The following is a 23,120-nucleotide window of genomic DNA, read 5'->3' on the forward strand; positions in this document are numbered from 1 at the left end:
CACTTACTAGCAATAATAACAGACACCAAAAAAGCGTTTAGAAGCAAATGATGTAGAGTACAGATTTCCAATGATCGAATCAACAGTCCATGTATATGAATAATTCGGTAAAATATGTCTTTACGGGATAGGCCCTTTCTAATTGCACTAACGTTTTCTGGAATGAGCTTCACGGTTTATAAATACTTCATCATAATATTCAAAACGGTCTGTTGTTGATTCTCCCAAGCATAATCGGAGTTATCCATAATAAATGATTGAAAAGGGAGTTGCTCAATGATTTGCAATTCTAGCTCACGTCGATGTTCAAGGAACTGAATATATCCTTCGTACCCGTGCAAACCCTTCCTCTTTCCATAATCTTGCTCCGTATGGTACCAAATCGCGAAATCTAACCATTCTTGAGATCTCGTTGTTTTAACTCGCTCAATCGTCTCACGCACATTTGGTTGCTTCAAATAGAACAAAATTGGATTTAACTCCTGCATTTTCTCCGCAATCTGTAATACATGCTGAATAAAACGATCTTCTCCAGCATCATGCCGGGCGAGTAATGCACACCCTGGGTTCTGTAAAAAACAGCATTCGAGTATCATCAACTTTTCTTTTTCTCGCTGATCTTTAACAAAAGACTTCCAACGTTGAATCATCAACTCGCAGTGCTTTTCTACAGGTACTCCATCGTAGATTTCATAACGCCGAATTTCCTCATACAAACTAGAAGGAATTTCATTTTGAGCTGATTGCTGCGCAAGCGCATAGGCGATTAAAGAGTCGTTGCCATTCAAAGATATAAACGGATCAATGTAATGAAACGCCTCGGAATAGATTGATCGAAGCTGATCAAGTTCTTCGTTTGGCATACATGCAACCGATTCATAATCAGCGGGATGTCGTAAGTCCCCTTCTAAAAATAGTTCGGATTCTATTTGATGTGTGTTTAACATGTCATGTATGTGTCTAGATAATGTGGATTTACCAGAGCCAGGTATACCTTCAACGATAACCAGTTTCGTTTTCGTAGCTGGTAAATTGGACATAGTATCACATCCTTATGAATTAAATGATTACCTTAAGGAGAATCCTATTGTCTCGTTATATCGGCCGACATTATATTTAACGGATCGGTGTATATTCCCCACTGAAATGAAAATGATAGCCGTTGTCTATGCGGATATATCCGAGAATACAATGACCTCTATCCCTGTATAAAACACTGGAGTAGTTCTTATTGTCTTTGTTACCTTCTGCGACCAAAATTTTGTTGTCATCACAACCTAGAACAATTCCGATATGATCGTGGGAATCATCCGATAGAAGCTTCTCATAAACGACAATATCACCACGTGCTGGCTCAAATCCATCTTGTTTATCGTGATAAAAAAATTCTGTTTCAGGCAGCTGGGCCCAATCCAACCACGCACCAACCCCAGCTAATCGATACATACAGTTCGGATATCGGATGGGCAGTAGAATTCCAACCTGCATACAACAGTAGTATACAAATGCAGCGCACCAATTGCCTTCCAGTACTTTATAAATATCAGAGTCCGGCCAATACTTGCAAATTTCCCGATAACGTTCATCTTCCGGGACGCCAATAATGTTTTGTCCTGCAAACATTTCTGCAAAATCAGCTAGCATAAGACGTCTGTTTTCAGCGTTACTGTTTATCGTTTCCGTATCAACGTTGAATCCCGCTTCCACATGTTCGACCGAAATCCCTAATTCAACAAACACATTTTTTAGTTTATGTATAGCCGCCTTAGATAAATTGTCACCCGTATTCTGTAAGTACATCTGCAATAAAATAGCATCTTTAATAATTTCTTCGCATGGTCCATGGACTTGATACCTATCTTCTTGATAAAAGATCGACCTTAGAATGACAAGCTGCTCTTCGTCAGTAAAGAGTTGGGTGCTACGTATAATAGGTCTTACAGCATCTGCACTGTTGGGACCAGGGAAGTCCTTAATTCCGGTTTTATAAAAATAGAAACCGTGCAGCACCCCCGCGATTGCAACGATCTCCACATCTTGTTCCCTTCTCATAGCAAGCATTGAAGCAAAATTGGATACCCCAGAAAGATGAACCCAAGCTTCCTGTTTCATGGAAGTATTCTCTGTAGTAACAAGCATTTCATGAACAAGACCACGAACACTTTCAAGCCGCTTAAACTTACTCTCATGAATCAAACTTTCGCCTCCCTACCCTGCCCACTTCAACTTCCCATATCTATACATTCTTAGAAAACTAATAAAAAGCACTGGGTCCTGAGGACTGACCCAATGCTTTTAGTAGATGACTATCTTCTAGTTACTTAATAATTACGTATTCCAGGTTAACCAGTTTTGCATAAGTAACAATTTGGTCTGTGGTTAGATTCAAGGAAACCACGGTATGGTGACCACCGCCGTTCTCAATCCATGCTTTAACCCCATCTTGGAAGTTTGGCTTCACGTTCCACAGTACACGGGCCACTGGAAGATTTGGAGCAGGAACTGTCGGTTCAAATGCAGTAACCTCATTGATCAGCAGTTTATAATGCGTGCCAAAGTCAGCCATGGAAACAACTACACCGTCTCCTGCCTTGCCGTCAAACACCAGACGGGCTGGATCTTCACGATCGCCGATACCTAACGGTGAAACGATGATTTTAGGCTTGTTGCTTGCCAACGTTGGGTCAACTTCAAGCATATGGGATTGAAGGATCGATTCCTGACCAGCCGCCAATTCATAGGTGTAGTCTTCCATAAAGCCAGTGGATTGGTTATGGCTCATTACTTTAAGCAGGCGATCGAGCGCTGCCGTCTTCCAGTCCCCTTCACCGGCGAAGCCGTATCCTTGTGCCATCAAACGTTGAACGGCAAGACCAGGAAGCTGTTTCATACCATAGAGGTCTTCGAAGTTCGTAGTGAAGGCAGTATAACCGCCATTATCCAGGAACCGTTTAAGGGCAATTTCATAGCTTGCTTGCACTCTTACGCTGGCTTCCCAAGCTTCCTTGCTGTAAGTACCATAATCAAATTCATAAAGTTCGGAGTATTCCGCGAACAAAGCATCAATTTCTTCTTCTTTCACAGCATTGACGTACTGAACGAGGTCGCCAATTCCGAAGTAGTCAACGGTCCATCCAAATTGGATTTGGGCTTCGACCTTATCGCCTTCCGTAACGCCAACGTTACGCATGTTGTCACCAAAGCGGGCAACTTTGATATTGAAGCTTTCGTTATAAGCAACCGCTACATCCATCCACTCTGCGATTTGCTTCTGCACTTCTGCACGTTCCCAGTAACCTACGACCACTTTATTCTGTTTCTTCAGACGGGCATTGATGAATCCATATTCACGGTCACCATGAGCTGCCTGGTTGAGGTTCATGAAGTCCATGTCAATCGTAGCCCAAGGAATGCTTTCATTGAACTGTGTGGCAAGATGAAGCAGCGGCTTCTGCAGCAATTTAGTACCGCGAATCCACATTTTTGCAGGCGAGAAGGTATGCATCCAAGTGATGACACCGGCAACCTCGTCACGATAGTTGACTTCTTTCATGAGGTTGGTGATTTTGTCCGCACTAACCGCCAGATCCTGCAATACAAGCGGATAAGGCAGAACGCCACTCTTATTTAAGGCATCGGTCATTTCTTGTGCGTGTGCTTTGACTTCTGCTAATGCTTCTTCTCCATACAGATGTTGTGAACCTACGACAAACCAGAACTGTTTTGTACCTACTGTTGACATCATTCATCCTCTTTTCATAATTTTTTAGTTTATATTACTTTTGCCCGTAGTACGCGTCTTTCCCATGTTTGCGTAAATAGTGTTTATCTAGAATGCGTTGCGGCAATTCTTCAGCAAAATGATTCAATTCTCGTGCGAATAAATTCATTTTCGAAACTTCTTCCAACACGACGCTATTCATGACTGCCGATTTTGCATCTTTCCCCCAAGTGAAGGGAGCATGACCCTTAAGCAGAACACCCGGCACTGCTAAAATATCCAGCCCGCGCTGCTCAAAAGTTTCGATGATGACACGGCCGGTTTCCGCTTCGTAACCACGATCAATCTCCTCTTGTGTCAAGAAACGGGCGCAAGGAACAGAACCATAGAAGGTGTCTGCATGAGTAGTCCCCATTACAGGTACATCCAAGCCTGCTTGAGCCCAAATGGTCGCCCAAGTTGAATGCGTGTGTACAATACCGCCGATCTCTGCATAATGCTTATAAAGCACGGCGTGAGTCGGTGTATCTGATGAAGGTCTCATTTCTCCTTCAACAACATTGCCATCAAAATCAACAACCACCATATCGCTAGGTTTCATCGTGTCATAACTAACACCACTAGGTTTGATAACGAATAAGCGGCTCTCACGATCAACAGCGCTTACGTTACCCCAGGTGTATTTCACGAGTCCATGTTTAGGCAAATCCAGATTGGCTTGATATACTTCTTCTTTCAGTTGCTCTAACACGTCAATCCCTCCAGTTTTCCACTAGATTATCTACAGCAGCCCGTTCAATCGCTAGACCTTGTGTATAGCGTTCCATGAATGCTTCGAATCCCTTAACGTCGGAACTGTCAGGAGAAATTTCTTGCCCCTCAGCATCTCTAAATACTTTTTGGTCGAGGAAGTCTTCCAGACTTTCTTGTTGAGCCTTGTTCATCATGTAAGAAGCCAGAATAGCAATACCCCACGCCCCGCCTTCTCCAGCTGTTGACATCACTGATACTGGGACATTCATGGCAGCCGCAACGATTTTTTGTCCGACGATAGGGGTTTTAAATAAACCACCGTGAGCCAGTATGCTATCAATTGCGACATTTTCTTTCTTTGTCAAAATATCCATTCCGATTTTCAAAGCAGCAAACGCAGTGAAAAGATGAGTCCGCATGAAATTGGGCAAATTGAAACGGCTCTCAGGGGAGCGGACAAACAATGGCCGGCCTTTCTCTATTCCGGTGATATTCTCCCCTGACAAATAGCCATAGCTGAGTAAACCGCCGCCATCTGGATCTGCTTCCAATGCCTTGTTCAGCAACACACTGAATAATTGGTTTGGATCAGCCTTTTGCCCCATTGCCTCATAGAACTCACGGAACAATCCCAGCCAAGCATTGAGATCACTTGAACAGTTGTTGGCATGAACCATTCCGACCGGATTACCATTCGGTGTAGTCACCAGATCAATTTCCGGATATACCGCTGAAAGATCCTTCTCTAATACAAGCATGGCAAAAACCGAGGTTCCCACAGAGACGTTGCCAGTCCGTTTCCTCACACTATTCGTAGCGACCATCCCTGTTCCCGCATCACCTTCTGGAGGACAAAGCGGAATACCTGGTTGTAAATCTTCGGATTTATCTAAGATTTTGGCTCCCGCGGCGGTTAGTACACCTGCCTGCTCGCCTGAAATATAAACTTTAGGGAGAATTCCTTCTAACTTCCAATCGTAACCTTTGGTTGCAATGAGTTCATCGAACTGCTTAACCATCGATTCGTTATAATCATGTGTAGTCTCATCAATTGGGAAGATACCCGAAGCATCTCCGATGCCAATGGACTTATTGCCAGTCAGCAGCCAGTGAATATATCCAGCTAACGTCGTCATAAAATCAATTTGAGGGACATGTTGCTCTTCGTTCAATATAGCTTGATACAGGTGAGCAATACTCCATCGCTCAGGGATGTTGAATTGGAATTTATCAGTTAACACTTTTGCCGCAACACCGGTTGTCGCATTCCGCCAAGTCCGGAACGGAACAAGCAACTCACCTTTGCTGTCAAAAGCCATATATCCGTGCATCATTGCAGAGAATCCTATAGAACCAACGGTACGAAGGGTGATTCCATATTTTCGCTCAACCTCTTGCTTCATTTCGCTATAAGCCTCTTGTAGACCCGTAATAATACTCTCTAAGTTGTACGTCCAATATCCGTCTACCAAGAGATTTTCCCACTCATAGCTTCCAGATGCGATTGTTTCAAAATGATGATCAATCAGCACTGCCTTGATACGTGTGGATCCAAATTCGATACCAAGTGAGGTTTCTCCCTTAGTAATCGCTTGTTTAATGTCTTGATCCATGCTCACGTGACTCCTCTCTCTGAACAACTGTTATAATCGCAATAATTGAAAGAAGGCGCTTTCTTTAATTTACAACCTTAGTATATTTTTTGTTCGTACATTTGTCAACAAGAATACATAGTTATACCTACAAATATTCTTACGAATTGAATGTTTCTCTATTTTTCCTTTAGTATTACTGCATGTTGGGCAATGGATTATAATAAGTTCATAATTATGCTAAAATATGTACATACAAATATTATGGATAGGTAAATTGGTATTAGGACAACCAGGAAAGAAGGAATAAAGTGAAACCAAAGTATCAGGTCATCCTTGAGGATATAAAAAGCAACATTCTATCAGGAGCATACAGCGTAGGAGAACAAATTCCAACGGAATCGGCTTTGCAGGATATGTATAAAGTTAGTCGCCAGACGGTACGAAAGGCAATTTTAGAACTATCCAACGAGGGCTTTTTAAGAAGTGAAAAAGGATCTGGCACCTATGTCAGCAACCAATTCCGATCAAAAACCGGCGGGAATTCCAGTAATAAAACCATCGGAGTCATCACGACCTATATTTCCGATTACATCTTCCCTTCTATTATTCGCGGGATTGAAGCTAGATTGAATGAAGATAATTATTCATTGCTATTAGCTAGTACAAATAATGATGTCGCACAGGAAAAGAAAGCTTTGGAGATGATGTTGTCCTTTGGTGTGGATGGCTTGATCATTGAGCCTACGAAGAGCAATCTATATAATCCCAATATCTCTTACTATTTGACGTTCAAGGAGCAGGATGTTCCGTTCATCATGATTAATGCTTATTATGAAGAGTTGGAAGTTCCCTTCTTTTGTCTCGATGACGTACAATCCAGCTATCTGGCAACAAAAGAATTGATTGCTAACGGACACACACACATTGGTATCATTGCCAAAATGGATGATTTACAAGGAAAGCATCGAATGAAGGGCTATATCAAAGCGCTTGGAGAAGCCAAATTACGGTTTCACCCAGAGCAAGTGCTCTCATTCTATACAGAGACGAAGCAGGACCTGTCCGCCAACTTAAAAAAATTCCTTACCGAACAAAGAGACGGGTTAACCGCAATTGTCTGCTATAACGACGAGGTAGGATTAGAAGTTGTACATGTATGCAGACAACTTGGGATATCTGTTCCCGAAGACATATCCATTATTGGTCAAGATAATTCCTATATTTCCAAAAATGCAAACATCAAGCTAACCACATTAACACACCCACAGGAACAAATGGGACGTGATGCCGCCGATTGGGTTATTAAGAAACTGCAAGGGAAGAAGGATCTACGCAACCACACCTATTATCAGCCCGTGTTGATTGAAGGGGAGACGGTAAAGAAGAAACTGAAGTAAATGGTGCTCACATTACCTCCAATTATGAACCGCCAGTTTGCCATTAACATTAGGGTATGCTGGCTTGAATTTATGGCGGGAACGTAAGTTTTAATAAATTCCATACAATTGGAGGTAAACATGAATCTAAAAAGGATAAAATATTTTATAGATCTCGTTGAATGTAGAAACTTCACAGAAACAGCAAAGAAGAATTTTGTATCGCAAACTACGATTAGCCAACAAATTGCCTCACTTGAGAATGAGTTCAACATTCAGTTAATTGATAGAAAACAAATTCCGATTGAGCCCACCAAGCGGGATGGCTGTTTTATGCAGAGGCCGTCGTGCTCTGGAAGCAATATAATCATATGAAAACAAGCATGGAAAATTTTCAAAAATATAATACCCAGCTATTGAGTATCGAATATGCTACAATCACAGATATCCAAAGCTTATTAAAATTTATCCCTTCATTTAAAGAAAATCATCCAAAGATTAAACTTGAATTAAATAAAGTATTGCTAAAGGATATCGCTGAGTATCTGCAAAAAGGAATACATGACGTAGCCATTGCCTTTGACTCAGAGTTTAAAGGGAAAGAAGAAATCCTAACCCATACATTATATAGCGGACGATACTGCGCGGCCGTAAGTAAACAACATCCCCTCTTCAGTTTTGAGTCCATCTCAAAGGAAGAATTATATAAGTATCCGCTTGTCATGCTGAATCCAATGGTTATTGGAGACTCCTATTATTTAATGATTCAACATGCCATGGAAGATGGTTACCAGCCCAACATCCTTAGAACCGCAGACGATGTCGAAACAAAGCTGTTTTATATCATCACAGAGAATTTAATTGGCTTTTTCCCAGATAACTATGATCTTGCTGACCTGAAAGAAGAGGTCCGACTCATTCCCATACAAGGTTCACACCATACTTTTAAAATCGAAATAGGCTACTTGAAAAATAATTCTAATCCAGCATTATACTCATTCCTGCAACAAATACAAAATTCGTTTTAGCAATAGCCCATAAGTTTTTTGTATTATACTTTGTTATTTTTTTCACATAATATATAAGTATAGTTCATTTCAGCAAGGAGTGACGACAAACATGGGTAAGTTATTATTAACGGGTGTGGATGGCAATCTGGGCAGACAAGCGGCTGAATTTTTATTGAAATTAGTAGAAAAAGACCAAATTATTTTTTGTGCATATGATCCGGCATCTTTACAAGGGTATGCAGAACAAGGTATTGAAACGCATGTGACCAATTTCAATACAATAGACGGTCTTGCAGAAGCTTTTGCTAATGCAGATAAACTTGCTTTAATCTCCATGCCTTTTGTGGGGGTAAAACGCCAAAATGCGCACAAAAACGTGGTCAATGCGGCGAAAGAAGCTGGTGTAAAACAAATCATCTATACTTCATTGGTTAACGCGGCGGATGAATCCAATCCAAGTGTTGAAAAACTGGACCATGTCTATACAGAAGATTATATCAAAAGTGTCGGGTTAGATTATATTTTCCTGCGTAATTCGCAATACGCGGAAGCTATGGTTACTAATTACTTCACCTATGTGAAGTCTGACGGCGTGTTGAAAAATAACCAGGGTGACGGCAAGATGGCCTATATCTCACGGAAAGATTGTGCAAAAGCTGTCGCTTATGCATTAGCAGCAAGCAATTATCATGAGGCGATATTAAATATAAATGGTCCTGAATTAATAACAATGTCCGACTTTATCGAGATTGGAAATGAAGTAACGGGTCATCATATTACCTACAAGCAGATCACGGATGAAGAAAACTACGCCATATTTGATGCCATGGGTGTTCCCAGAACAACGGATGGCAAATTTGCAGAGGACTCCGAAGCCCCCTTCTCTTCTGAAGATATGGTTACCTTTGGACAAGCTATTCGCTTAGGAAAAATGGATATATTTACGGACGACTTCAAGAAGCTGACGGGCCAAGATCCCGTAACAGTGAAATATATGTTTGAACATGCGAATGAGTACCAAGTGGGTGAACGACACTCCAAAGATAATTAATTCAAGTCATGATCATGTTTGCGGAGAGATCGGAAGCTGATTTACATCCGATTTCTCCAATTGCGCTTTTGCCTACTTTAGTATTCTCCTTTAATTACAAAAAACGAACCCCGAATTGTTCCAGCTAGTTTTGACTTCTGCCTAGCAAACTTAAACTTCCCTTCTAGCTCCTTTGGTACCTCCATCCCCTCAGAAAGCTTAAACCCAACGGCCCGCTTCTTAGTGTCATCAACCGTATACATGACGTTGACCTCAAGACCATCCTCATAAAAGACATAAGCAAATTTAATATTTTCCACTTGAAAACGTGACGTTTCTAAAGGTTTGGCCGCAAACTCAATATCACGCTCTTTCAGAATTCGGTTCACATAATCTAGGGTCTCCTGACTTTCACTAGCTGACACAACCGTAAATTCATGCTTGTATTTGTTCATAAAGTAACGGGCTTCATTAGCACGCAAACCAGCAAGCGCTTCTACTACAGGTGAAGACTCTAAACCAACCGTAGACACATTATTAAAATCAACGATATAGGGCATTTCCATCTCTCCTTCTATCTCATTATTCCCCAAAAAACTTGCCGCTATTTATGTTACGGTTCTGGCGCTCGCAACTTACTGGTATACATAAATCGTCACCGATCCAAAGGAATATTCTCTCCAACTTCCTTCTGTCTGAGGGAACATGGGCGTTGGGAAGCATGTCAACTTGAACTCAGTTAGGGTATAATCGGCAGCAACAAATAAGAATCAAATTCATCCCCTGTATATAGAGTAATGTCTGCATCCCATACCCTGTCATCCCCCGTCTGAGTCAGCAGTGCGCAGCCACTTTGATTCTGACTTCCAATTTCCAGGAGCAATCGGTTCCCTTTAGCTACAACAATTGCACTATCCCATATCTCAATATCCAAGCAATAGACTTCTCCTGGAACCAGCTTTTGAAACTCATCGAAGGTGTAATAAGGCTTATACTCCGTAGATAATTCATCATCAGTTCTACGTAAGGAAGCGCGCAGCCAGCCCTGGCTAATTGGAAATTTCTCTGTTAGTGCTCCTGAGTTAACGACCTCATTGCCTAGTGAGTCAATATTTCGCAAAGATACGAAAATGTCCATATCATCTGTAGTTGACGATGCCCACAAACGGAGTTTGATAGGCCCGAGAATTTCTGTTTCGTTATCAAACGGATCGGTTTCAAACAGAACACGCTTTGAATTGTTTTCCTCTCTCGAGAATTCTTTCACCATAAAAGGCTTCGCCCAGTGCTTTGACTCGCACTCCTTATCGCCTTCATAGCAAAGCTGGGCCTTGGCTTGCGGAGGCTCTTGCGAAAGCAAATTCGAGCTTGCATCAAGGTAAAAGCGGGTCCATTGGGTGCGCTTAAGCGGATACTCGTTCTCGTAGCGCCATGTGTAGTTATTGCCTCCGCGAGGGATGGCAAGCTTTACTTTCGGTTCTCTCATTATGCCAGTATCGATTCCTTTAAGCCAATAATCCAGAAATTTTTTCTGCAGTTCCCGACCCTGAGCGGTGTAAAATGCACCCACATGGCTCCCGATATGTACTTCAAGCCACTTGTGCTCTGATACCGCATTCTGAAAACCCAGAAAATTTCCACGGGTATGCATTCCGGCGCTAAACCAGTTGCTTGCGGATAATAAAGGAACCTCTACTTTACTCAAATCAGAAAATCGATTCGTCCACGATTGATCACGTAATGGATTGTTTTTTACCATCTCCGGGAAATCAGTGCGATTGGCTTGCAATTGTTCTTCCGAGAATTTTCCATCGGGATTGTATTGATGCGCCAAAACTCCGTTCTTCCACCAGAATGAAAGAAAACCGTTCGCCTGGATTCCGCCCGGATAACAGAATTCTGCATAATAATCTACTGTACCTTCCCAAGGTATGATACAAGCTAAATGAGGAGGCTGTTCGGATGCCACGGCCCATTGACTCATAGCCAAATAGGAGATGCCCAGCAGTCCTATCTTTCCATTGCTCCATGGTTGCGTTCCAGCCCATTCGATTGCATCATAATAATCCTTCTTCAAAGAATTTGATAATATATCCAGCCTTCCTGGAGAATTACCGATACCACGTTCATCTACTCGCAAGACAGTATAGCCTTGCGGCACCCAAAATTCAGGATTTGGTGTTTCCCAACTAATTAAGGGCCCTTTATCCTGCGAGTGTGTATATTCTATTGCGATTGTTGGATTAGCAGGAGCAAATCGAGAGAAATGAAGATCCTTTCCATACGGACACATCGTCATGATTACTGGAAAACTCCCATCCACATTAGGCTGATAAAGATTTGCGGCGAGATAATTCCCGTCTCTCATAGGAATCTGTACTTCTTTCCAAGTAAGTTCATAAAAGTGATTACTTCTTTCGTTAATGTCAATAGGTAATGGATTCATAGCTTGCCTCCATTTGATAGTTTTTCTTCAAACCAGTCAATCAATAAGCAGCGTGCTTCTGTATCCTGTTCAATCGCATTGTGAACTTTAGGTCTCTTTCTGATTTCTTGCAAGGGGTTCACTCCCTTCAATAATTATTCAGAAAAATTTTAGTACACGTGTACTAAAATCAGTATATTCCTGCAAATACAGCAACTCAACTCTGGTCTTTATTGGGAATGGCACTCTTGGCTGAGGATTTTCGCAAATTATCTCTCGAATTCTTCCGTATTCTTAATCAAGCTACTTATTTCGGCTTGAAGGAACAATTTATGATATAATGCTTTTGATTTCAAGTGCATAGCACAAACGCTCTAAAGGAGATAGAAATGGATATTAATTTAAGGGATAAGATCCTTGAGACTTCAATTGAATTATTTAATAAAAAAGGATATGCATATGTAACATTGAGGGATATTTCCGATGCGTTAAATATAAGTCCTGGTAATTTGACATACTATTTCAAAAAAAAACATGATCTTATGATTGGTGTTATGGCAATGCAGTATGAAGAATACCAAAACTTAAATTTCTCAGCGGAGGTTTCTATCGAAGGGCTGAATCAGCAGTTTTTAATTCTTAATGAATTCCGTAAAAAATATTTCTTTTATTTTTCCAGTTTTACAGAATTGCCTAAGTTATATCCGGAGATAGCTAAAATGCAAATTAAGGTTGTTAATGATTTCTATACGCTTTTTACCAACATATTTAAGGGGTTTGTTAATAAAGGAATTATGAAAGAAGAATTATATGCCGGGCAATATGAAGATTTGGCTATTTCTTTACTATCGATAAATATGTATGGCACACAGGAAATAATTCTTCTCCAAAAGTTTCTTCCAAATCCCAAAAACATCTTGTCCATCCTATGGAGCCTTATACTGCCTCATCTAACCAAAGAAGGAATGGCCATGTATTGTCGGATAACGCAGGTTGATAAAACTATCCCCCCCAAGCTATGCTAAAAGCCAGATCAATCGGATGGAGGCTTGGAAGGCTCAACATGAGGCCGCCAAGGCATCTTTTTGTAGCGGCAAGTTTTTGAATAAGGACCATCCCGATAAAAGGATGGCCTTTAGGACCGCTAATCTACTATTTTAATTGCCTCGATATAAAGTTCGATTCTCACTTCATTCCCGACAACAATCCCGCCTTTTTCCAGATGCGAGTTGAATGTCAAGCCAAATTCATTGCGTTCGATACTGGCTGTTGAATGAAATCCTACACGTTCCCGGCCGCGAGGGTCTTTGTTTAATCCTTCAAAAACGGTATGAAAAGTGATGGGTTTTGTTACTCCATGTAAAGTTAGATTGCCCGTAAGTTCATATTGTCTTTCGCCAGCAAGGACGCAGCTGGTGCTTTGAAACGTAATGGTTGGATACTTGGCTGCATGAAGGAAGTCGTCGCTCTTCAGGTGCTCATCTCGTTGCGATTGGCGAGTTGTGATACTATTTGCGTCTATGGAAGCCTGAATACCCATGGTTGTTAAATCGTTGGGGTCAAAACTCAAGATCGCTTGGAAATGCTCGAATACTCCTTTGATTCTATTAATCATTAAATGCGTTACCGAAAACTCAACGGAGCTGTGGTCCGCATCCACTTCCCAATTGATATTGCTCATAAATAAATTCCACCTCTATGATAAGATTTGAGAAAGGTCGCCCTATCTCCAAAACACTGCGCTATTCGCATGCTCCTAATATACAAAAACGCTACTGACAACGGGATGTCAGTAGCGTTTTAGCATTTTTTCGGCTTCCTCGTAAATCCGATTTCGGACTGTACAAGAAGCATGGGGCTGTCTCATAAGGGGCGGCCTTTTATTTCGTTGTATTTTAGAATCCCGACTATAACGAGAGCTGATTTCTGCCTAAAAGTTTATTTTCGAGAATCAAGAATAAACATAGATGCATCTTGTCCCATGAATATTTTACTTCCATTATAAAAAGTTTTGGATTGAATATCTCTATACCCTATTTTAGTCATAATGTCAGCCAGCTCTTCTTGATTAAATCCGTTATGAACTATATCTGAAACTACTTTTTCATTTTTATTAAAATCTACGATTAGTAAATGTCCTCCCTCATTTAGAACATCAAATAATCTGGATAAAACGAATTCAACATCATGAATATGGAGCAGAACCTGAGCCATAAAAATATAGTCAGCATGAAGATCCGATAGACCTTCCTTTTCAAAATCAAAGCATATTGTATCTGCATTATGAATATGAAGATCAGTAATTTTTTGTTTTATTTGATTAATCATGTTTTGTGAAGTATCCAGAAAAAGCATAGAATTAAAATCGTTTAACAAGTTCATTCCGACAAGACCCGTTCCACACCCAAAATCAATAGCATTCTTACTATTAGCGTCAACTACATATTCACGAATGGCATCAGATGATGCCTTTGCAATTTGAATTCTTTCCGAAGTGTCATATATATTCGCTATCATTTCAAACTTATCCGTATTTCCCATAATTACCTCCCCAATCCGCCTTAATAAAATCCTGAATACAACAATATAGAATGATATTCTATCAAGCATTAGCATTTAGTCCACATTCTTATTCATGCTTATGGAAAACAAAACCTCTGTATGAATGGAGGAGACAACCTTGGGGTGGTTCATGTACACCTTCTTCACGATTCGTCTTTGTCGAAATAATCATCTGGCAAATGCAGTTCTCGCAAACAACCGATAAATTTTTCTCTGAAATTCGGATTGCTTTTATATTGCGGCCATACCGCCTTATAGTAAGGCAGCAACTTCTCATGTGGGATAATGCCCCAGTATAAAATTAAGTTATTCAGAACCTGCGGGCCGCCCCCCATCAACATCTGTTCAATAATCTGCCAGCTTCCCAGCTTGTTTTCGCAACTGCGCGCGGCATAGATGGCAGTGGTTTGCATTTTCGGGTCAGCGTGACACAAGAAAGGCGCAAAGTTCTGGAGAGTAATCGCACCGTAATCCTCCAAGATATACCCTGCATAACGCAACGTTTCCGGGTCGTGAATCCTGTCAAGCCTTTGCAAGATCACTGGAATAAACTCTGTTAAATTCACAGTTTTACTGGAAGCATGCAGAATCTGTAAAGCTTGCAGAAAATCCTCATGTTTATCCGATTGCAACAGCTCCAGAAGATATTTCCTACCCGTGTCAAAAGAAGTTTTGCAGATGAGCCAAATGGCTGTGGTCCGATTTTTTGGGCTTTGCTCCGCAATATTTTTCAAAAAAGCAAGGGTTGGCTGAGAGACTTTCTTAAACTTGAACATTCCATCAAGCGCTTTGGCTTGGATTTCTTCGTTTGGAGCGCTCTGATAAATCTGGATCAGCGCATTCTCATCACCCGGCATTCGACTACCAAACCACCCGATATCATAATCCAGAATAATTTCATCCAGCCAGCGCTCGTACCAGTCCAGAAAGCTGTCTTCATAGACAAAGAAAAAAGGATGATCGGGATGAAAATCGGAGGTGTACACAATTCTCCCCCTGTATTTCCCTTCAAGTACAAGATACATGTCGTATTCGCAGCCTTGGGTGCCTATGCACAACATGCCGCCCAGCACCTTATTACAGGCTTCGTCGTATTCCTCATCGGGAATGTCCTCATCCTTGGTCAGGGGCTCAATCAGATGGTTCCATTCCTCTTTCGTCATCCCGGGATGCAGAACGGATTTGGCAAGGAGTGCCTGGCGCTCGGTATAGGAAGCTGCCTTTTCAATTGAATAGATTCCATAGTAGGGGCCAGCGCCACCGTTGCCGATTTTCGTTAAAAATTGCGCGTAAGGCTCAGGAAGTGTGACCTGATTGTGGGCTTGCCAGTCCGCCAGCTCTTTTGCTGTAAGCTTCTCTTTAACCCTATATTGATGTGAGGATGCTCCAAACACCGAGAAATCGGCGTCTTTGCGCATGGCTTGACTCAGTTTGTTTTTTATCCGATCTAGTTGCGTTTCTTTCTTCCCAAACCACATATTTGAACCCTCCTGTTGACCATAGCCAGGTTTCCTTTGTTTGCTTATCCAGCAATTTTATTATTTTTTCTATGGGTCGTACCTCTTTAAAATGATATGTATCTTTAATTAATCTTTCATTGTAGCTTCTCTTAAGGTCCCCTGGACCACCTTAGATTACCATACAAAAAATGCATATGAAAGGAATCCATATGGGGCCAACACGAATTTGTTAGGATACGGAAACTTGGCAAATTTAATGACAAAGAACGTGATCATTTTTATTCTTGTTAGAAAGTGATGGTGTGGGCTAGCCCCCTTTGACCACTCAATGGGGGCTTAAAGTTCACAGGGACACGATTATTCGTTATCTGGCGTGGCCGGACTGGCCGGGGGCATCAAGCCTTTAACGGCGCCGAGAAACGGACGAATGGACTTGATCATACCGTAGCCCATCTTCACGACCGGGACAAATTTCTGGATCATGCCGAACAGCCGCAGGCCGCCGCCGAGCATACTGCCAAGCCCTCCTGCGCCTGCAGTGGAGCCGCCAAGGCCGCCTAACAGCGAGCCCATCATCGGCAGGAATGCCGACACCTTGGCGTCCGGCTTGCGGGATCGCGAACGGCCAGACGGCTTACGCGCGCCGCTTTTCCGGTTGCCGAGACGGACGCCCGGGGCATGCGCACCAGCTCTGCGTTTGAGAGATCGGGAGTCTTGCTTCCCGGAAGAAGCGCGTGGGGGGACTCCGGCGCTGGCAAGTACTAACCCGCCATAATTAGCGTCGGTGATGTAGCCGACGTAAGTCTCTCCGCTGTGCAGGGTGACACAGACCGGACGGCCCTGAAACTTCTTAGCCCGTGCACGCATCTCTTTCGATTGTGCCATGGAAGTTCACCTCGCTCACTGATTATAATTCAGTTTACGCCAGGGGCGGGCTGCGTGCTTGTGCGAATGGGACATACGCACGCCAAAAACCGCTTGATGATTAGGCATTTTACAACTCTCCCTCAAGAAACGCGAACGCCCTTACTCCGCCGCTTCCGCCAGCCATGCTCGCATAGCCGGAGACTCCGCCCGATTCAAACGTAGGGCGATTTCGGTATTGATCTCATCCGGCGGCATAACCTCGACAAGGACACATACAGACTCTCGCGGTTGATTCAAGGCAAACGCGCCTTCATCATCGAGCATTTGCATCGCCAGCTCCATGGCCTTCAGCCTCGAATCAAATTCACGCTTCCATTCATCAGCTTCAAGCTCCGCAATAGAAGGACGCCTCATAAACAATTGTTTAACATCATCGAAGTCCTCATCCCTGAAACAACAATAGGGTGAATCGGTATAGGACCATTTGATGAGTTCCGCAATCGTTGACCCCGGCGTGTCACTTTCGTCTCCTTGCCTGGCCGCTTCCCTCTCCAAGGCCTCCCATGACCAGGCGGAGATGCTTGGCGCATGTCCCTCTCCAGAAGTGAATAGCGTGCAGTAATAGTAACGTTCACCATTTTCAAAAAGAGTGCGAAAGGACGTCCTAGCCACATCAGCAATTTCTGCCGCCAGCGCCTGTATTTCATGCGTCGGTTCCATGACAATCGCCCCTTAGCCCTATAAAATATATATCTTATTTCCATTATAAAAATTGTTCGTCCTAAATCTACCTACTTTTCGCCTGAATCCTGGAAATGTGTGCGATTAAGGTTCTAATTCAAGGTGCATCTTGGCTTCCGCCTCATCCCATGGCACCGAGTAACCCGCCCCTTTGGCGCAAAAGATAGAGGAGGATGTATACAGTGGGTCTGCCTCTTTGCGGTAGCCCATCCGCTCTATGACTTCCTCCGTATTATGGCAGCGGTCGTAGCCGCTGAACACGCAGCGGATACTGCCTCGTCCATGCGTAAAGGATGCAAATTCGGCACTGTAGTTCATGAAAGTCGATACAGGCACCCTGCCCGTGACCACCGCTTGCGTTCCGGTTGTCTGCGGCGGATTAAAAGTACCTGAAGCACGCTGAATATCGGACAGCACCCTGCCCATTTCATCGATAGCGACCTTGATTTTAAAATCGTAAAAGGGCTCCAGCAGCACGTTGTCCGCCTTCTCCAGACCCTGCCGTAGTGCTCGAAAGGCAGCCTCACGAAAATCGCCGCCATGGGTATGTTCTTTGTGCGCGCGGCCCCTCAGCAGCGTAATGTTCACGTCGGTGACCGGCATGCCGGTCAGCAGTCCGTGATGCTCCCGTTCATAGAGGTGATTCCGAATCAGATTCTGATAGCTGATATTCAGTTCATCGGCATGACACCTGCTATCGAACATGATGCCGTTGCCCCTTGCTCCCGGTTCAATCAGCAAATGCACTTCCGCATAATGCCTGAGCGGTTCGAAGTGGCCGTACCCTTTCACAGCCGATTGAATCGTTTCCTTATACAGGATTTCCGGTTGTCCAAAAGAGATAGCAAAGCCAAACCGCTCTCTAACAAGCTGCTCTAGCACTTCCAGTTGAATCAATCCCATGACGCGGATAGAAATCTCCTGCAATTTCTCATCCCAAACGACGTTCAGGGACGGCTCCTCCGCCTCCAGCGTGCGAAAAGTACCGAGCACCTTCTGTACATGTATCGAATTGTCGAATAATACCTTCGATTGTAACGTCGGCTCCGAGTCGTAAGCTAACTTGTCTGATATCGACCCAAGGCCTTGTCCGGCTTCGGCGGCGGACAAGCCGGCAACCGCAAACAAATCGCCGGCTTCCACTTGTTCCACCGGCTGCGATTTAAGGCCGTTAAACAAGAAGATCCGCGTAATTTTTTCGTCATATTGAAGCCCGCCACTATCGTAACTAAGCTGTTCCCTCACCTTCAGCCGACCACCCAGCGCCTTAATGAACGTGAGTCTCGCTCCGCCTGCATCGTGCCGAATTTTATAAACCCGCCCCTGGAACGAAGCATTCTCGTCATAAGTGGTTGTTGTCAGCAGATGCAGCTGATCCAGAAATTCAATGACGCCTGTATCCTGAAGCGCAGAGCCGTAAGCACAGGGGAAGAGAAGACCCGCCGTTATCATCCTCTGCAAGGCCTCCAGCCAGAAGCCGGAATTCTCTCTCCCCTCCAGGAATGCTTCCAGCAAGGCTTCGTCCCGCTCCGCCATGGCCTCCCGCAGCGGCTCGCCGACTATGCCGTCAGCGAAGCTCTGTGTAATGCAGCATACTTCCCCCGTCAACTGCTGACAGATATCCGCCTCGGTTCTGCCTGCATCCGCACCGATCCGATCCGTCTTGTTGATAAAGAAGAACGTCGGAATCCGATGCTTGCGCAGTAGCTGCCAGACCGTCTCCGTATGACCCTGGACACCTTCAACTGCGCTTACAATCAGGATGGCATAATCAATGACTTGAATCGCCCGCTCCATCTCCGGGGAGAAATCGACGTGTCCGGGCGTGTCTATTAAGTAATAGCTATCTCCTTTATATTCTATTACCGCCTGATCTGCGAACACCGTAATACCCCTTGCCCGCTCGATGTCGTGGCTGTCCAGAAACGCATCCTGATGATCCACCCGCCCCCGCGACCGGATACTGTTCGTATGGTACAGCAGCTGTTCCGCAAAAGTTGTCTTACCTGCATCCACATGGGCGAACAGGCCAATCGTTAGTCGCTTCATAGAATCCCACTTTCAACGCTTCTTGTTGATACTGCTCATTTTATTAAAGCATAGAAATCGGGAGAGCGGGTAGGAGTTGGGTTTTGAGATAGGATCTTTTTTCATAGACAGAGGATAAAGGCAACGAGTTACATTTATGTTGAGTGATTTCTCCAGATTAAAATATAATTAATATACTATTAAAGGAAACTCCCCTTCGAATCTACTCCAACTTGGAGAACTTCGCCTAACCATCATTCCCGACCTTATTATTGTTATAGTCGTCAATAATTGACATCGTTTTATTTGCCACTTCACTACCGAGCGAGGCATACAATTTCTTATCGCCGATCACATAAAATTCTTCTTTAGCTCGCGTCGCTGCAACATTCATCATATTGGGATTAGAGACAGCCCATCTTGCTGCCCCACTGCTATCAGAGTCCGCTCCAAGAACAAAGTAGACGACTTTGGCTTCTTTCCCTTGAAAAGTATGAACTGTACCAATATTCGTTGTCTTCCCGTTTTCTCGTTTTGTGAATTTAATCTCATCTAAAACCTGGGCAAGCTTATAAGCCACATTTCTAAATGGGGTGATCACATAGATTTCATCCGCTAAATCCGGATCTTCCTGCAAACGTTTATCAATCATTTTTTTCAATAAGTCAGCTTGTTCCTTAACAAATTTGTCATTTGCTTTACCGGTTGAATCATACCATTGTGATTTCCCTTGTGCCTCATCTGCTGATTTACCTTGTACCATCAACCCCTCATACGAAATTTCATTTGAAATCGTAAACATCGGATAGTTCGAGCGTCTGTGTACCCAAAGGGGTATGCCAATCCATTCATCCTCATTTTTTTGGAAACCATATTGACTTGTGGCATCCACAATGGTTTGAGTAGACGCATCAGCAGAAACAAATTTCTCATCGACTTCATAGTGTCTTCCAATTAAAGTTAAAACATTTGAACCTAGAGTCATTACGGGTTTTATTTGTGATGGATCCCCAACGACCATAACCTTTTTACTTCTAAAAATGGCACCCACACTAGCTTGTGGCAGTGCTTGACCCGCCTCGTCTATAAACAGATTACCTATTGAATCTTCATTAAGATTTTTAAACATTCGACCAAAACTAGCAAAAGTAGTGCTGACAACGGGGATCGTGAAATTCAACCAATTCCATGATTCTGAAATTAGCTGCTGTCCATTCTCTTTTCCCAAGTATTCAGACTGCCTATTCCAAATATTTCTCGCGGCTTTTAAATTCCTTCTGTTTTCATACATAAATTGCTTTCTAACTTTTAAAGCTGAAATAAATAGCTCTGATTGTAATTTACGGAATTTCACTGTAAACCATGGATTAGACTTTTGTAGCTCATCATACGATTGTGAAAAATCTGGTTCCTTAATGCCACTTTGATACTTGAGTTTTTCTAACAATACAATTTCTCGTTCCACTTTTTTAAAACCATTTTGTTGTTTGATCATCCATCGATCGAAGTTAGCTCTTGTGTCCTGAGTTTGTTTTTGAACATACTCACTTTTCGCAACATTTTCCCTTAACCTATTTTCGAGTCGTCTACGGTCATTTAACCATTTCGTTTTTTGTTTAGATAGATCATTTAAATGATCATTCGCATTATTTAGATCTTTGAAGTACTGCTCAACTTTTGCCTTATTAAATATTTTCTGAAGCCACAAAAAACTTGGCTTTTGAGAAGTAACTACGTCATAATTCCTTTTAGCTTGAGCTTGTAGATCAATTAGGTTTTCTATCTCAACAGAAGCATTTGGCCAACCCTCTTGGAGATTTTCAATTTCTTGTCCCAGTCTTTCTAGTTCACGTCTCGCTTCTTCTTCCTGTGAGATTAAATCTGTTCGTTTCTTTTTTTCTTCTTGTTCAAATGCAAACATTTGCTCTTTATGCTTGGTTTTTAATTTTCGAAGAGCATACATTTTCTCGCTATAGTCTTGCATTTTATCTCTTTCGATTTTTAATTCAGCATACAGACGGGAGAATTCTTGATATACACTTTCACCTGTATTCGCTTGATCATGATCCTCTAAATCTTTTTCGATTGCTTCAATGGTTAAAAGTAACTTGTTCATGTTTGTTGACGCGCCGCCCTCTAACGAGAACACACCCCAATTTTCCTCATGTAAAAGCTCACTTTTAATCTCGCGATTCTGTCCAAAACCTTCACCGGTTAATTTAGAATTGGAAACCTCTTTAAAATAATCTGCTTCATCTAGTAGCTTTTGAAAATCGCCCGCAATCGTTTCTTTCTTTGGTAACTCTTTAACAATATTTTGGACCGCCCCATTGTTTGAACTTGCAACAACAATGTTTTTATCTGAAATGGAGTGTGGTAAAACACCAAGCTTAAAATCTTTCCAATAAACCAGACTCCCTTTAATCCTTTTATCAGGAATCTGCACAATTTCCGCTGTCTGTTGTACGACTAAATCAGCAAAAATATCTTTTAACAGTGTTGTTTTCCCTGTTCCTGGTGGGCCATTGACACTACGAATATCATTTTTATCAATTAAAGCTAGATTCACCGCAACCTGCTGCATAAATGAAAGCGCGAAACCAGGATTACTTGGGAACCGCCCGAGTGGATAGAACTTAGGTTGTAAAATAGTTTTCTCGAAAATTCGGGGGTTATAATGAACGGACTCTTTATTGCCATCCAGATTGTGCTTATGTCCCGAAAAGCCATTAAAATATCGATCCAAATTTTTATTAATGATTGTCTTTGCTTTGTTCAGATCTTCAATAAAGAACGAATGTAGATTTACATCTCCGTTATCCAGGTTTTTCACAAATGCATAGCGGAAATTTTCTGCGGAAACATGATATTTATGAAAAAGCTCAGAGATGGTGGTATGAAAACCTTCTTCAAATTTGCTGTTTAAATCTTCTCTAAATACGTTTTCAACTTTCAAAAAATCTTTCGGTAATTCACCATGTTGGCGGATATAACCACTCATTGTATAAAACAATTTGTCTGCTAGAAAATTCAATTCGTTATCAAAATAGATAGAGAAGGTGAATTTGTCAGATTTACTAACTTCCTCGTAGGTTTTAGCAATCTTGTATTTCTCCCTCAATAGTTCAACAACTTCTTGAAAATCAAAAATATCGAAATAAAATGCTAAGCCCGATTTCTTAAAGAACTTATCTGATACATCTTGTTGTTCTTTTTGCTTCATTAAAAAGTCTGAAAAAAACTGATTCCAATCCTCTTCCATTGTATGTATGAGCTTTAGCGATTTTTCTTTTTTATTAATAGAACCTTCGGATAACTGCTCGATCGTAATCCAAGCATTTAAAATATCTTGCCGTTTATTCATGAGTCTCCCCCCATTATCATCTGTAATTACTATTATAAAGCTCTCACCCTGTCATCTAAAGACAAAAAGAAAAGCTCCCCAACTTAGAGAGCTTACCAATGTACCATTCAATTATATAAGATTTCACTGCTTTTAACAGTGTATTGTATTCCATTCTTATTCCAGCTCTGTCTTTGAGTTAATCTTAA

Annotated in this window: 19 protein-coding genes; 5 read left to right on the forward strand and 14 right to left on the reverse strand. The window is 42.3% G+C overall.

The window, feature by feature from the left end; all coding sequences use genetic code 11:
- Window positions 1-176: 176 nt before the first annotated feature.
- The 5 genes from ACM1ND_RS26795 to ACM1ND_RS26815 form a co-directional block, all read right to left on the reverse strand.
- Window positions 177-1,040: a hypothetical protein gene (locus ACM1ND_RS26795; RefSeq protein WP_071558009.1), complete on the reverse strand. Its 864-nt coding sequence runs from the start codon at window positions 1,038-1,040 to the stop codon at window positions 177-179.
- 76 nt (window positions 1,041-1,116) lie between these two features.
- The gene (locus tag ACM1ND_RS26800) at window positions 1,117-2,196 is read right to left on the reverse strand and encodes a CHAP domain-containing protein (protein ID WP_233903812.1); all 1,080 of its coding nucleotides are present in this window, start codon (window positions 2,194-2,196) and stop codon (window positions 1,117-1,119) included.
- A gap of 121 nt (window positions 2,197-2,317) precedes the next feature.
- Window positions 2,318-3,742 (reverse strand): L-arabinose isomerase, encoded by a 1,425-nt coding sequence (gene araA / locus ACM1ND_RS26805; protein ID WP_071558008.1) that lies wholly within the window; start codon window positions 3,740-3,742, stop codon window positions 2,318-2,320.
- Between the two features lie 34 nt (window positions 3,743-3,776).
- Window positions 3,777-4,472, reverse strand: coding sequence for an L-ribulose-5-phosphate 4-epimerase (locus ACM1ND_RS26810; protein ID WP_068939259.1), 696 nt, complete (start codon window positions 4,470-4,472; stop codon window positions 3,777-3,779).
- A 1-nt stretch (window position 4,473) separates the two neighbouring features.
- Window positions 4,474-6,087 carry a xylulokinase gene (locus tag ACM1ND_RS26815; protein ID WP_071558007.1) on the reverse strand — a complete coding sequence of 538 codons (1,614 nt, stop codon included), beginning with the start codon at window positions 6,085-6,087 and terminating at the stop codon, window positions 4,474-4,476.
- 290 nt (window positions 6,088-6,377) lie between these two features.
- On the opposite strand from ACM1ND_RS26815, the gene ACM1ND_RS26820 reads away from it, so the two are divergent.
- From ACM1ND_RS26820 to ACM1ND_RS26835, 4 genes are all read left to right on the forward strand, one after another.
- A complete protein-coding gene (locus ACM1ND_RS26820) occupies window positions 6,378-7,466 on the forward strand; it encodes a GntR family transcriptional regulator (RefSeq protein WP_023991084.1) in 1,089 nt (362 codons plus the stop codon).
- A 120-nt stretch (window positions 7,467-7,586) separates the two neighbouring features.
- Complete coding sequence (locus tag ACM1ND_RS26825) at window positions 7,587-7,820, forward strand: LysR family transcriptional regulator (protein WP_418026896.1); 234 nt, start codon at window positions 7,587-7,589, stop codon at window positions 7,818-7,820.
- On the forward strand, window positions 7,817-8,473 hold the full coding sequence (locus ACM1ND_RS26830; RefSeq protein WP_418026897.1) for a LysR family transcriptional regulator substrate-binding protein: 657 nt from the start codon (window positions 7,817-7,819) through the stop codon (window positions 8,471-8,473). The genes ACM1ND_RS26825 and ACM1ND_RS26830 overlap by 4 nt, the downstream gene beginning before the upstream one ends.
- A 91-nt stretch (window positions 8,474-8,564) precedes the next feature.
- Window positions 8,565-9,506, forward strand: coding sequence for an NAD(P)H-binding protein (locus ACM1ND_RS26835; protein ID WP_418026898.1), 942 nt, complete (start codon window positions 8,565-8,567; stop codon window positions 9,504-9,506).
- A gap of 77 nt (window positions 9,507-9,583) precedes the next feature.
- On the opposite strand, the gene ACM1ND_RS26840 is transcribed toward ACM1ND_RS26835, so the two are convergent.
- Together ACM1ND_RS26840 and ACM1ND_RS26845 are read right to left on the reverse strand one after the other, a co-directional pair.
- Window positions 9,584-10,045 (reverse strand): hypothetical protein, encoded by a 462-nt coding sequence (locus ACM1ND_RS26840; RefSeq protein WP_023991087.1) that lies wholly within the window; start codon window positions 10,043-10,045, stop codon window positions 9,584-9,586.
- 179 nt (window positions 10,046-10,224) lie between these two features.
- Window positions 10,225-11,931 (reverse strand): CocE/NonD family hydrolase, encoded by a 1,707-nt coding sequence (locus ACM1ND_RS26845; RefSeq protein ID WP_418026899.1) that lies wholly within the window; start codon window positions 11,929-11,931, stop codon window positions 10,225-10,227.
- Window positions 11,932-12,299: 368 nt separating this feature from the next.
- Here ACM1ND_RS26845 and ACM1ND_RS26850 point away from each other — a divergent pair, with 368 nt between their 5' ends.
- Complete coding sequence (locus ACM1ND_RS26850; RefSeq protein WP_418026900.1) at window positions 12,300-12,935, forward strand: TetR/AcrR family transcriptional regulator; 636 nt, start codon at window positions 12,300-12,302, stop codon at window positions 12,933-12,935.
- 119 nt (window positions 12,936-13,054) lie between these two features.
- On the opposite strand, the gene ACM1ND_RS26855 is transcribed toward ACM1ND_RS26850, so the two are convergent.
- From ACM1ND_RS26855 to ACM1ND_RS26885, 7 genes are all read right to left on the reverse strand, one after another.
- Window positions 13,055-13,591, reverse strand: a complete 537-nt coding sequence (locus tag ACM1ND_RS26855; protein WP_069081261.1) for a YceI family protein — start codon at window positions 13,589-13,591, stop codon at window positions 13,055-13,057.
- Between the two features lie 257 nt (window positions 13,592-13,848).
- Window positions 13,849-14,451, reverse strand: a complete 603-nt coding sequence (locus tag ACM1ND_RS26860) for a class I SAM-dependent methyltransferase (protein WP_418026901.1) — start codon at window positions 14,449-14,451, stop codon at window positions 13,849-13,851.
- A gap of 164 nt (window positions 14,452-14,615) precedes the next feature.
- Window positions 14,616-15,950: an SMI1/KNR4 family protein gene (locus ACM1ND_RS26865; protein ID WP_023991093.1), complete on the reverse strand. Its 1,335-nt coding sequence runs from the start codon at window positions 15,948-15,950 to the stop codon at window positions 14,616-14,618.
- Between the two features lie 339 nt (window positions 15,951-16,289).
- Window positions 16,290-16,817, reverse strand: coding sequence for a hypothetical protein (locus ACM1ND_RS26870; RefSeq protein WP_076264603.1), 528 nt, complete (start codon window positions 16,815-16,817; stop codon window positions 16,290-16,292).
- A gap of 141 nt (window positions 16,818-16,958) precedes the next feature.
- On the reverse strand, window positions 16,959-17,519 hold the full coding sequence (locus ACM1ND_RS26875) for a DUF4303 domain-containing protein (RefSeq protein ID WP_075154994.1): 561 nt from the start codon (window positions 17,517-17,519) through the stop codon (window positions 16,959-16,961).
- A gap of 105 nt (window positions 17,520-17,624) precedes the next feature.
- Complete coding sequence (locus tag ACM1ND_RS26880; RefSeq protein ID WP_075154995.1) at window positions 17,625-19,589, reverse strand: elongation factor G; 1,965 nt, start codon at window positions 19,587-19,589, stop codon at window positions 17,625-17,627.
- Between the two features lie 226 nt (window positions 19,590-19,815).
- On the reverse strand, window positions 19,816-22,932 hold the full coding sequence (locus tag ACM1ND_RS26885) for a DEAD/DEAH box helicase (RefSeq protein ID WP_075154996.1): 3,117 nt from the start codon (window positions 22,930-22,932) through the stop codon (window positions 19,816-19,818).
- Between the last annotated feature and the right edge of the window lie 188 nt (window positions 22,933-23,120).

The organism is Paenibacillus sp. JJ1722 (assembly GCF_048282685.1).
In the GTDB taxonomy this organism is placed as follows: Bacteria; Bacillota; Bacilli; order Paenibacillales; family Paenibacillaceae; genus Paenibacillus; species Paenibacillus polymyxa_B.